At 50.6% G+C, this 11,081-nt stretch carries 10 protein-coding genes; 8 read left to right on the forward strand and 2 right to left on the reverse strand.

Annotation, left to right across the window (positions count from 1 at the left end; translation table 11 throughout):
* The first annotated feature begins 29 nt into the window (after positions 1 to 29).
* From rfbH to DW720_RS02415, 5 genes are all read left to right on the forward strand, one after another.
* Positions 30 to 1,385: a lipopolysaccharide biosynthesis protein RfbH gene (gene rfbH, locus DW720_RS02395; RefSeq protein WP_022360072.1), complete on the forward strand. Its 1,356-nt coding sequence runs from the start codon at positions 30 to 32 to the stop codon at positions 1,383 to 1,385.
* A gap of 121 nt (positions 1,386 to 1,506) precedes the next feature.
* On the forward strand, positions 1,507 to 2,400 hold the full coding sequence (locus tag DW720_RS02400; protein ID WP_118469173.1) for a LicD family protein: 894 nt from the start codon (positions 1,507 to 1,509) through the stop codon (positions 2,398 to 2,400).
* Between the two features lie 110 nt (positions 2,401 to 2,510).
* Complete coding sequence (locus DW720_RS02405) at positions 2,511 to 3,467, forward strand: glycosyltransferase family 2 protein (protein ID WP_107001004.1); 957 nt, start codon at positions 2,511 to 2,513, stop codon at positions 3,465 to 3,467.
* 14 nt (positions 3,468 to 3,481) lie between these two features.
* Complete coding sequence (locus tag DW720_RS02410; protein ID WP_117796289.1) at positions 3,482 to 5,227, forward strand: D-alanyl-D-alanine carboxypeptidase family protein; 1,746 nt, start codon at positions 3,482 to 3,484, stop codon at positions 5,225 to 5,227.
* Positions 5,228 to 5,415: 188 nt separating this feature from the next.
* Positions 5,416 to 6,009, forward strand: a complete 594-nt coding sequence (locus tag DW720_RS02415; RefSeq protein ID WP_181357194.1) for a hypothetical protein — start codon at positions 5,416 to 5,418, stop codon at positions 6,007 to 6,009.
* Positions 6,010 to 6,145: 136 nt separating this feature from the next.
* Here DW720_RS02415 and DW720_RS02420 read toward each other — a convergent pair whose 3' ends face one another.
* A complete protein-coding gene (locus tag DW720_RS02420) occupies positions 6,146 to 7,123 on the reverse strand; it encodes a zinc dependent phospholipase C family protein (RefSeq protein ID WP_117796288.1) in 978 nt (325 codons plus the stop codon).
* Between the two features lie 241 nt (positions 7,124 to 7,364).
* Between DW720_RS02420 and DW720_RS02425 the strand changes: the two genes are divergently transcribed.
* Positions 7,365 to 8,723 carry an alanine:cation symporter family protein gene (locus DW720_RS02425; protein ID WP_118742840.1) on the forward strand — a complete coding sequence of 453 codons (1,359 nt, stop codon included), beginning with the start codon at positions 7,365 to 7,367 and terminating at the stop codon, positions 8,721 to 8,723.
* 367 nt (positions 8,724 to 9,090) lie between these two features.
* Here DW720_RS02425 and DW720_RS02430 read toward each other — a convergent pair whose 3' ends face one another.
* Complete coding sequence (locus tag DW720_RS02430) at positions 9,091 to 9,531, reverse strand: hypothetical protein (RefSeq protein WP_118471406.1); 441 nt, start codon at positions 9,529 to 9,531, stop codon at positions 9,091 to 9,093.
* Positions 9,532 to 9,814: 283 nt separating this feature from the next.
* On the opposite strand from DW720_RS02430, the gene DW720_RS02435 reads away from it, so the two are divergent.
* Together DW720_RS02435 and DW720_RS02440 are read left to right on the forward strand one after the other, a co-directional pair.
* The gene (locus tag DW720_RS02435) at positions 9,815 to 10,342 is read left to right on the forward strand and encodes a peptidylprolyl isomerase (protein WP_022360081.1); all 528 of its coding nucleotides are present in this window, start codon (positions 9,815 to 9,817) and stop codon (positions 10,340 to 10,342) included.
* A 3-nt stretch (positions 10,343 to 10,345) separates the two neighbouring features.
* Positions 10,346 to 11,047 carry a GNAT family N-acetyltransferase gene (locus DW720_RS02440; protein ID WP_117796284.1) on the forward strand — a complete coding sequence of 234 codons (702 nt, stop codon included), beginning with the start codon at positions 10,346 to 10,348 and terminating at the stop codon, positions 11,045 to 11,047.
* Positions 11,048 to 11,081: the final 34 nt, after the last annotated feature.

Genomic DNA, 11,081 nt, shown 5'->3' on the forward strand with positions numbered 1-11,081 from the left:
AGAACGGTAGCAAAAGCAGGAGGAGAAACATGTCAGAAGAAAAAGTAACCTTGTCGGACGGAAAAGAGGCTGCGCGTCAGCAGATTCTCGATCTGGTGGCAGAGTATTGTGATAAATATCATAATCAGAAAAAAGAATTTACCGAGGGACAGCGGATTCCGTATGCGTCCCGCGTTTACGATAACCATGAGATGGTCAATCTGGTAGACAGTGCGCTGGAGTTCTGGCTGACCTCCGGACGTTACACCGATCAGTTTGAGGCGGGGCTTGCGAACTACCTGGGCGTCAAATACTGTTCCCTTGTAAACTCCGGTTCCTCCGCGAACCTGATCGCATTTATGGCGCTGACTTCCCCATTGCTGGGAGAGCGCCGGGTGTGCCGCGGCGATGAGATTATCACGGTTGCGGCAGGTTTCCCGACGACGGTAACCCCGGCGATCCAGTATGGCGCAGTTCCAGTGTTTGTGGATGTGACGATTCCACAATACAACATCGACGCCGATAAGCTGGAGGCGGCGCTTTCAGAGAAGACGAAAGCGGTTATGATCGCCCATACACTGGGAAATCCGTTTGATTTACAGAAGGTAAAAGAATTCTGTGACCGTCATAACTTGTGGCTGGTGGAGGATAACTGTGATGCCCTCGGAAGCCGCTATGAGCTGAACGGCGAGTGGCATTTTACCGGTACGATCGGAGATATCGGAACGTCCAGCTTTTATCCGCCGCACCACATGACGATGGGCGAGGGCGGCGCCGTGTACACGGACAATCCGCTTTTAAACAAGATTATCCGTTCCTTCCGCGACTGGGGACGCGACTGTGTCTGCCCGTCCGGCTGCGATAACCTCTGCGGTCACCGATTTGACCGCCAGTATGGTGAGCTGCCGCTTGGCTACGACCATAAATATGTATACTCCCATTTTGGATATAATTTAAAGGCGACCGACCTGCAGGCGTCGATCGGCTGCGCGCAGCTTGAAAAGTTTCCATCCTTCGTGGAGCGCAGAAAACACAATTTCGCCCGTCTGAAAGCGGGACTTGCCGGAACCGAGGACGCATATATCCTGCCGGTTGCCTGTGAGCATTCCGATCCGAGCTGGTTTGGTTTCCTTCTGACCTGCCAAGAGGGCGTGGATCGGAACAAGGTAGTCAAATATGTCGAGGAAAAGGGCGTGCAGACGCGTATGCTCTTTGCCGGAAACCTGATCAAGCATCCGTGCTTTGATGAGATGCGGAAAGAAAACTGCGGCTACCGCGTAGCCGGAACTCTGGAAAATACCGACCGTATCATGCGCGATACCTTCTGGGTCGGCGTTTATCCGGGCATGACAGATGAAATGATTGATTATATGGCAAAGACACTTCGTGAGGCATGCCGTCAGTAGGGACGGGGACCGCGGCAATTCACAGGCGGGGAGATACTCTGCCTGTAAGAAAATGCCTGTGAAAATGAGCAGCTGTGACAGAGAATGAGCAGTTGCAGGAGAAAATGAGGGGACAACCATCATGAATGAGGAAAAATCAGAGAGCCGCAGGGCGGTCAAACTGCCGCCGTATCCGGGGCTTGAGAAGGTTCACCGGGCGAATCTGCGCCTTTTGAAGGAGATAGACCGGATCTGCCGGAAGTACAAGATTTCCTATATGCTGGATTCCGGGACACTTTTGGGCGCGGTGCGTCATGAGGGATTTATCCCGTGGGATGATGATGTCGATCTGGCATTTACACGTGCCAATTATGAGATGTTTTTGAAGGTAGCGCCGCGGGAGCTGCCGGAGGGAATGTCCCTGCTGCGCCCGGAGGAGATCCGGGGTGGCAAGGTGTTTTATGATTTTACAACGCGCGTCATCTATGACAACAGCCGCGTCCATGAGGACAATGAGCAGATGCAGTTTTATGAGGGAAAATTAAACCATCTCTGGGTGGATCTGTTCGTCCTTGACCGCCTGCCGGATAGTAAGGTGGGCGCGTGGAGCGCAAAATTTCTTCAGAAGGTTATTTATGGAATGGCGATCGCACACCGTGATCAGATTGATTTCAGCAAATACAGCCTGATGGATAAGCTGCGGGTTGGTGTGCTGGCAGGTGTGGGACACCTTGTCCCGATGCCGGTTTTATTTAAGCTGCAGAGACTTGCAGCGGCGAAGGATCGCAAAAAGAAAACGAAACACTGGTATTACAGCAATTACCAGCCGGATTATCTCTATGTAACGCTGGAGGGCGCATGGTGCGAGCACGCGGTGGATCTGCCGTTTGAGGACACAAAGCTGATGGTGCCGGTGGGCTATGAGCATGTGCTGGAGTGGATTTACGGCGACTATATGACGCTGCCGCCGGTGGAAAAACGGGTTCCGGCACATTCTTCGATAGCGATCGAAATTTTGGATGACCCGGATGCTTAATTGAAAGATGAAATATGAGTAAGAAAGATAAGAAAAAACGGACAGACAGCATGGAAGATAAGAAGAAAAATGAAACCAGACAGTCGACCATGCAGAACAGGATGGAAAATATGAACGGACAGAAACCAAAGACGATCTCGATCGTGATTTCTGTTTACAACGAGGAAAAGGCGCTGCATGAGTTCTATCGGGAGGCAACTCCGGTTTTTGAGGCGCTGCCGTGGAATTACGAACTGATTTTTGTCAACGACGGAAGTGCGGACGCCTCGGGGCAGATTCTGGCAGAACTGGCGGCAGCGGATCCGCGGGTACGTGTGATCAACTTTTCCCGCAACTTTGGCCATGAGGCGGCGATGCTTGCGGGGCTGGATCACAGCATCGGGGAGGGCATCGTGTGTATGGATGCCGATCTGCAGCATCCGCCGGAATGTGTGGCGCAGATAATCGAAAAATTCGAAGAGGGCTATGAGGTTATCAACATGGTCCGGACGAAAAATAAATCGGCTGGATTCATCAAAAACCTGACGTCTTCTGCTTTTTATAAATTTTTGAACAAGATTTCAGATGTGAAGCTGGAAAATAACGCATCCGATTTCTTTGCGCTGACTGCCAATGCGGCGCAGGTGTTAAAGACCAATTACCGGGAAAAAGTGCGTTTCCTGCGCGGCTATGTGCAGAATATCGGATTTAACCGGACGACCATCGAGTATGAGGCGAGAGCCAGGGTGGCGGGCGAGAGCAAGTACAGTATTCGGAAATTATTTAAATTTTCGATCAATACGATTCTCTGCTTTTCGGATCTGCCGCTAAAGCTCGGCATTTACTCGGGAATTATCGTGGGCTTTCTGGGGCTGCTCGTGATGCTGGAAACGATTTATGAGTGGGCGGTCAAAGGAACGCCCAATGGTTACGCGACGATCGTAGTGCTTTTATGCTTTATGTTCGCGATGCTGTTCGTGATTGTGGGAATTATCGGGGAGTATATCGCGATCCTGTTTACAGAATTGAAGGATCGTCCAATTTATATCGTTCATGATACAAAAGGATTTCCGGAAAAGGAAAGCTGACAGGAAGGAATCGTATGAAGAGATTAAGACGTTTACTGATAAGTTTGATGATCACGGCACTGATGGCTGCCGGAATGCCGATGACGGCATTCGCAAAGCCGGACTGGCCCTCGGATACGGGGATCGAGTCGGAGGCAGGCATTGTCATGGATGCGGACTCCGGGGCGGTTTTATTTGGGCAGAACATCCATGTGCAGAAGGCGCCGGCAAGTATCACGAAAATATTGACGGCGCTCGTAGTCATTGAGAACAGCAGTCTGGATGATACGGTCACATTTTCCCACGATGCCGTTTACAACGTGGAAGATGGCAGCGGAAACAAGAACGCCATCGAGGAGGGCGACACGCTTTCGGTGCGCGATTGTCTCTACCTGCTGCTGATGCGTTCTTCCAACCAGGCGGCGAATGCGTTGGCGGAGCATGTGGGCGGAAGCCGCGACGGTTTTGTGAAGATGATGAACGAGAAGACGGCGGAGCTTGGCTGTGAGAACAGCCATTTTGCGAATCCGTCCGGTCTGAATGACGACACACAGCTCACTTCGGTGTATGATATGGCGCTGATCGCATCGGCGGCGTATAAAAATGACACGCTTTTAACGATCAGTAAGGATAAGAGCTACCGATTACCGGCGACGAAGAACAATCCGGACGGTGTGACCATCCAGCCGGAGCACAAGCTTCTTATCACGACTGACACAGAGAGTCCGAACTATTATCCATATGCGGTGGCCGGAAAGACCGGTTACACATCCGTTGCGGGGCAGACGCTTGTTACCTATGCGATCAAGGATGACAGACGCCAGATCGCGGTCACGATGAAGAGTACGCAGGCGACCCATTATCAGGATACGATTGCATTGCTGGATTTCGGCTTTCTACGGTTTGAAAATGTAAATATTTCGGAAAATGAGACGGCATACACAAGCGGCGATCAGCCGGTGCAGATCGGAGACAATAGCTATCAGCCGTCCGATTTATCGATGGATACGTCGGCAGTCATCACGATCCCGAAGGATGCTTCGTTTGCGGATGCGGAGAAGACGGTGGTAACGGATCTGCCGGAGGATGCACCGCTGGGCGCGGTGGCACTGCTTTCTTACAAATACAACGACCGCAAGATCGGACAGGTGTATCTGATCAGCGCATCGGCGGCAGAAGCGGCAGCAAACGGGGAGACGGCTCCGGATGACGGAAATACGGCATCGGATCCGGCAGCATCCAATACAGGCGCGTCCGGAAAACCAAAGCAGGCGAAATCTTCGTTCCACCTGACCCTGCCGAAACTTCCGAAAGTATCGGTGAGAACGGTGCTGATTGTGGTCGTCAGTGTGCTTCTGGCAGCGGCGTGTGCGGCGCTTGTATGGTTGTTCTACCAGCGTCATCAGGAAGAAAAGAGACGCCAGGAGGAGCGGAGAAAACGGAGAAGACAGCGTCTGCAGGAGATCGGCTGTTCGCGGGAAGAGTTTGAAAAACTGCTTGAAAAGCGGATGGGCGCGTCCTACAGGGCGCCTGGCACAGCGGAGGCAGATGAGAGCACAGAGCAGGCGGAGTCTGACATGGATGTGCGATCTGGTTCAGGACAGGTTCCGGCGGCAGATGCAGCCGCGTCCCGGCTGGCAGAGAGTGGAAAAGTAAGAACTGGTTCCACGGAAAAGAAGCCGCTGAAAGAAAAACCTGCACAGAAAGAGGCAGAGGATGCCAAAACACAGCAGGGTGTGCAGGAGGATGACACAGAGCTTACGGTTGAGGATTTGGATTGACAACCTGGATGCGCTAAATGGCGGTAAAATGGTCCAGATGGATTGTTTACGGGAAATTTTGGAAAGTATGAAGATTTTTTGAATTTTTCTAAAATGACTACAAAAACAAAAGGCGATATTATATAATAGCCATGCGGTTCGGGCTGGTTCCGGCTGTGAATGAGTGAATGAAGGGATAGAAGAACACGATGAAAAAACTTCTGATAATGATGGTTGCGTGTATGGCGCTGCTCAGCGGATGCACGGAGAGTACGATTGTAAAACCGACTTCTGAGACGGTAGTCGGAGATCCGAATTTTGAGACCCAGGAAAATGTTGAGATCGACTGGACACAGGTCAGCACGGACGCGGAAGACATGTTCAAGGATACAAGTACCTACGAGTACGGCCGCGATTTCCATTTCTATATGGAGCCGAACAAGAAACAGATCATGCTGATCTGGGTAGTGGCAGATGATCTGCCGGATGATCAGATAGGAACCTATGCGGAAGATTTAATCAAGGGATTCAACGACATTGTCCACACCCAGGACTTCTCGATTGAGATGTCCGGTGAAGATTCCTACGGCGGACTGTGGAAACAGTATGCACTGTCCTACAGCATCGTTCCGGAGAGCGACCAGGATAACGAGGACGCATGGTTTATCAGTGGTTCCTATGAGGCTGGCGCAGATTTCAAACTTCCGGATACCAAAGAGCTGATTTCCAAGGTGAAAGAGAAAGAAGCAGCAGGCGAGTACGATACGACTGAGGCGGAGGAAGAGACAGAGAACGCAGAATAAGAGGTTGTCTGCACAGACACGGGATATTTTCTGTGTATAATTAAGAGAAAAGTGATCAAAAAAGCTGTCATATGAGAAACAGATGAGTGTTCTTCATATGACAGCTTTTATTTACCAGGAACCGAAGTACGTGTTTTCACTCAACAGGTAGTCCGCTGTGATAAGACTCATTCCCCAGTTCAGCCAGAAGCGGCGATAAATCCTGTTTATCTAACGGCATGTTGTCTGTGACGGCGCTGTTTAAAAGCGCATAGACACGGCTGCATTTGTCCAATGTTTCATGGAAGAGATCAACAAACGAGGCGGTTGAGACGCGGGTCGGATCCCACGGGTTGCCCCATGCTTCGTGGTTTAGGTTACAGCTGCTCCGGTAGTCGGTTACGGAGTCCGTTACCATTTTCGCGGAAGCAACTGGGTGGTTGACGAAGATGGATTCGACCTGTGCAATGCCGAATTTTTTCTTGCCGTTCTTGTCCGAGAGTGTCCGGCAGCCGAAGCGCAGCGCCCAGATGGAGCGGTGCACCATCGCCGGAGTAACCTGGAAGTTGTTGCGGTAGGTGATCGGATAATAGGTTTCGTTGATGCAGGAAGCCAGGAAATGGGAAATAAACTGGATTTCCTGTCCATTTAGACAGATCGTGGCGGTCTGGTTAAATTCGGACGGCTTCTTTTTTTTATATTTCCAGAGCAGGATCGCGTCGAGCTCATTTTCCAGATGTGCGTGCATCCCGTGATGCATGGAGGTCGGGGCATCCACTGGATAGCCGATGCGCCCGTACACGTAAGGATGACAGATCGAATCGGCAATGTAATGGTTTATAAATCCGGCCAGATAGGAGATGGCTTCCTCCTGCTGCTGGCGCGAGCGGATGGTTCCAATACGGCGCAGACAGCACTCAAAAAAGGCGTTTACCTTGTGTTCGTGCATATAGGAACCGACGTTGCGGTAATCGCGGTGGCGCAGGATCGGGATATTATAGAAAAACATATCCGGTCCCTGCAGACCGAGCTGGTAGAGCCAGCGGTATTTGGCGATCGTGTGTTTTAAGGGTGTGAACGGCATATCGTTGTATGCTTTCATGCCGAATATATAGTGCGTGGTAAAACCTGGCATATTGTTTTCATCCTTTCCAGAAGGACAGAGATTTGGAAATTTGTCCGCCTGTCCGATATGCTTATTGTAGCACTGCCGGTCTGGTTTGTCATGGGGTTTGCGGATGTTTACAGAAAGTGTAAGAAAACGTGGATGGAAAGAGAGTTCTCGGAAGGCAATATCACGGCTTGGAGAATAAAATATCATAGTAAATCATAAGATTGGTTTGATAGAGTGAAAATAGATATAGAAAGGTGCTCGGATGGAAGCGCTCAGAATCGTACAGAAAATGGTGTGGGGACCGTGGCTTCTGGGACTGTTTCTGGCGGTTGGAGTCCTCTGCATGGTGCGTCTGCGGGGATTTCCGATCCGTCATATCAGAGTCTGGTGGGGAGAGACGGTTGGGAGCGGCGGGAAAGGACAGCTTTTGACGACCTGCACCGCGCTGGCGGCGACGGTCGGAACGGGAAATATCACGGGTGTGGCAGCCGCGTTGGCGATGGGTGGTCCGGGTGCTGTGTTCTGGATGTGGGCGGCGGCATTTCTGGGGATGGCGCTGGCATATACGGAGGTTTATCTGGGAATTTTGTATGGGGGCGGACCTTATGTCTATCTGGAAAATGGGGTTGGAAGCTGTTTCGCTGGAAAATGCTATGCCCTGTTTTGCGTGCTGGCGTCGCTTGGAATGGGATGTATGGTACAGGCGGGAGCTCTGGCGGATAGTCTGCGCTATGCAGCGTCCCTGCCGCCGCTTGGAACCGGTATCCTACTGGCAGTTTTGACCGCCGTGGTGCTCTTTGGCGGGGCAAAACGCATCGGATGGACGGCTTCGGTGCTGGTGCCGGTATCGGCGGGGCTGTATCTGCTGGCAGGTGGAATCGCCGTGTTCAGCTTTTATGATCAGATACCGGGAGTATTGGGAAAAATTATGGGCGGGGCATTTGGACTGGCAGATAATGCAGGACAGACGGATGGAAGCAGTATTTTGAATTTTTCAGGAATTTCGGGCGGGATGACCGGGTACGGAATTGCAGCGGCGATCCGAAGCGGGGTATCCCGCGGTGTGTTTTCCAATGAGGCGGGTCTGGGGAGTCTGGCGGTGCTGCATGGGATGAGTGAGGGAAAGGAGCGGCTAAGACAGAGGCAGGAAGCGCAGAAACAGGGGATGTGGGCGATTTTCGAGGTGTTTTTCGATACGATCATAGGGTGCAGCCTGACCGCTTTTTTACTGCTCTGTGTATTTCCGCACAATCTGACCGAAAAGATCGATTCCCTGGGCGGCAGCGGCGCGGTGGCGGCGGCTCTGGCAGCCCGTTTTGGGAATGCAGGCGGCATAGTGACGGCGGCGTGCATGGTGCTGTTTGCCTTTGCCACGATCCTTGCCTGGTTTTACATCGGCGATCAGGCCCTTGGATGGCTGATGCGGGATGTCCCACAGAAGCGCGCCGATAAAATATGTATTTTGTATCACGGGGGTTATCTTGTTTCGGTCTTTCTCGGCTGCGTCAGCCGGATGGAAGCCGTCTGGGCGGTATCTGATATTTTCAATGGGCTGATGGCGGTGCCAAACCTTGCAGCGCTGGTGGTGCTTGGCAGGAAGGTACGAAGACCGGAACAGTGAGAGAATCGAGGAATTCAGATACAACAAAAGACCTCTCCAGCAGTGAGAGGTCTTTTGGTATTGAAAAAGGGAGGAGAGCTGATATAAACTCAGCTCGGTATTATGAAAAAAATTTGTAAGCATTGCTTGTTGCTATGGTTATAGTATAGGGAAAAATCGTGAAGAAACCATGTTAATTGTGTAAAAGGTTTTTTAATGAAGTGTGAACGAAATATGAACGCGGAACATGGATTCCATGATCCTGGTAAGTATGTTTTATGTTCAGAGGATCGAAAATGGCAGCCTGGGCAGGAAGCGCAGATATTTTGCGTGCTTCGTCTGTCAAGACTGCCATAAAAAATACGGGTATAAAGTGTGTCAACAATCCTTATTCCGCTTTTTTAACTGATAAAACGGTTCCGCTGAATGCATCCACTTCACTGACGGTTCCCGTATACGTTACGGTAACTTTATCCCCATCTTTTACATCAGAAAGCCCGTCCGGTTTCTGATCCTGCTCGAAGCTGAATTCATAATCGGTTCCGTCGGCGGTGATCGTAAACATAAAGTCTTTGATGTCGCTGATCGTACCAGTCAATGTGGACTGTTTTGCATCGGCAGTTCCTTCGGATGGAAGAACGGCGTCTTTGGCGTCTTCTTTTAAATCATCCATCGGGCTGCTTTCGTCCATGCCATTCGAGCTGGACTCGGAGGAGGCGGACTGGGACGATTCATTAGCAGTCGGTTCATTCACGTTTTTGGAAGAGCAGGCGGTTGCGAGCGAGAGGATCGCAGCCGCGCCCAGGATAGCAAAATATGTTTTTTTCATAGTACATTACCAACCTTTCTTTTGACTTAGTTTGCTCACAGATGTATGATGCAGGACAGATGATGATTCCTGAGCGCAACATTCATCTTTTCGCATAGAATGTCCATTTCGACATTGTGCTATACATCTTAAGCCATAAATGTGAACGAATTGTGAGGAGAAACTTACGAAATGTAAAGAAAATGGACAAATATGGAACGAAAAACAGTCGATTTTCGAACGTTCTTATGGTATAATGTGACCACTTAATGAGGTATTTTTTAAAATTCAGGAGGAAACATACATGAAAAATCCAGTTGTTACCATTGAGATGGAAAATGGTGATATCATGAAGGCAGAGCTCTACCCAGAGATTGCGCCGAACACAGTCAACAACTTTATCAGCCTGATCAAGAAGGGCTTTTATGATGGTCTGATCTTCCACCGTGTCATCAAGGGCTTTATGATTCAGGGCGGATGCCCGAATGGAAATGGTATGGGCGGTCCAGGGTATACCATCAAGGGTGAGTTCAGCCAGAATGGTTTTACGAACAATTTCAAGCACACCAAGGGCGTTCTCTCTATGGCGCGTGCGATGGACCCGAACTCCGCAGGTTCCCAGTTCTTCATCATGCATGAGACTTCCCCGCATCTGGATGGTCAGTATGCATCCTTCGGGAAGATAGTTGAAGGTCTGGATATCGTGGACAAGATTGCCGGCGTCCGCACCGACTGGGGCGATCGTCCGCTGAAAGAGCAGAAGATCAAAAAGATGACCGTTGACACCTTCGGCGAGGAGTACCCGGAGCCGGAAAAAGGAAAAGAAAGATAATCTATGACAATCGAACGAGAAGTAACCATTGCGGGACAGACATACCCGGTGATTCTCTCCGATGAAAACGAAGCTCTTCAGGCTGCGAAAGCAGCCGGGAGAGCTATTGTTGGCTTATGGAGGGAAAACGAGGAAAAACAGCCGGCCGACTATTCATCTTGCCTTTACCTTATTACAGACCCTGAAGACGCCGATGAAACATTCCTGGAACGCGTCGTCCGCCGCCACCTGGCTCTCCCGTGGCTCATTGCTGAAACTGACCGCCTCATCATCCGTGAATTTTCCCAGGACGATCCGTTGGAACCGGCATCCGCTGAGGATGCCGACGGAACTTTTTCTGATTGGAACAAGCGCGAGGAATACCGGAAACACCAGTACCGCTTTGCCGAGTGCGGTTTGTGGGCGCTGGAACGCCGCGCGGACGGTGTGCTGGTTGGAAAGGCGGGGCTGACGGACGGAGAGCTGGGATATCATATTTATGAACCGTTCCGCCGTCAGGGATATGCGCTGGAAGCCTGCCGGGCGATTGTGAAATATGGGTTTGAAACGCTGGAGCTGGATAAGATCCGGATTTGCACGAAGCGTTCCAACACGGCTTCACGGATATTGGCGGAAAAAATGGAATTCGTTCAGGTACCTTCATCCTGCAAGGATTCTATTGTATTTTGTATGCAAAAAGGATATAATAGCTTGTATACAAAATAATGAAAAAATACAATCTAGTGTGATTACACTAAGG

This window comes from Clostridium sp. AM27-28 (assembly GCF_003480955.1).
Classification (GTDB): Bacteria; Bacillota; Clostridia; order Lachnospirales; family Lachnospiraceae; genus Otoolea; species Otoolea fessa.

Excerpts from the sequence above, each read along its gene's own strand:
- DW720_RS02420 (WP_117796288.1), bottom strand. The coding sequence starts at position 7,123 with ATGCCAGGTTTTACCACGCACTATATATTCGGCATGAAAGCATACAAC.
- DW720_RS02410 (WP_117796289.1), top strand. The coding sequence starts at position 3,482 with ATGAAGAGATTAAGACGTTTACTGATAAGTTTGATGATCACGGCACTG.
- DW720_RS02415 (WP_181357194.1), top strand. The coding sequence starts at position 5,416 with ATGAAAAAACTTCTGATAATGATGGTTGCGTGTATGGCGCTGCTCAGC.
- rfbH (WP_022360072.1), top strand. The coding sequence starts at position 30 with ATGTCAGAAGAAAAAGTAACCTTGTCGGACGGAAAAGAGGCTGCGCGT.
- DW720_RS02435 (WP_022360081.1), top strand. The coding sequence starts at position 9,815 with ATGAAAAATCCAGTTGTTACCATTGAGATGGAAAATGGTGATATCATG.
- DW720_RS02440 (WP_117796284.1), top strand. The coding sequence starts at position 10,346 with ATGACAATCGAACGAGAAGTAACCATTGCGGGACAGACATACCCGGTG.
- DW720_RS02425 (WP_118742840.1), top strand. The coding sequence starts at position 7,365 with ATGGAAGCGCTCAGAATCGTACAGAAAATGGTGTGGGGACCGTGGCTT.
- DW720_RS02430 (WP_118471406.1), bottom strand. The coding sequence starts at position 9,531 with ATGAAAAAAACATATTTTGCTATCCTGGGCGCGGCTGCGATCCTCTCG.
- DW720_RS02405 (WP_107001004.1), top strand. The coding sequence starts at position 2,511 with ATGAACGGACAGAAACCAAAGACGATCTCGATCGTGATTTCTGTTTAC.
- DW720_RS02400 (WP_118469173.1), top strand. The coding sequence starts at position 1,507 with ATGAATGAGGAAAAATCAGAGAGCCGCAGGGCGGTCAAACTGCCGCCG.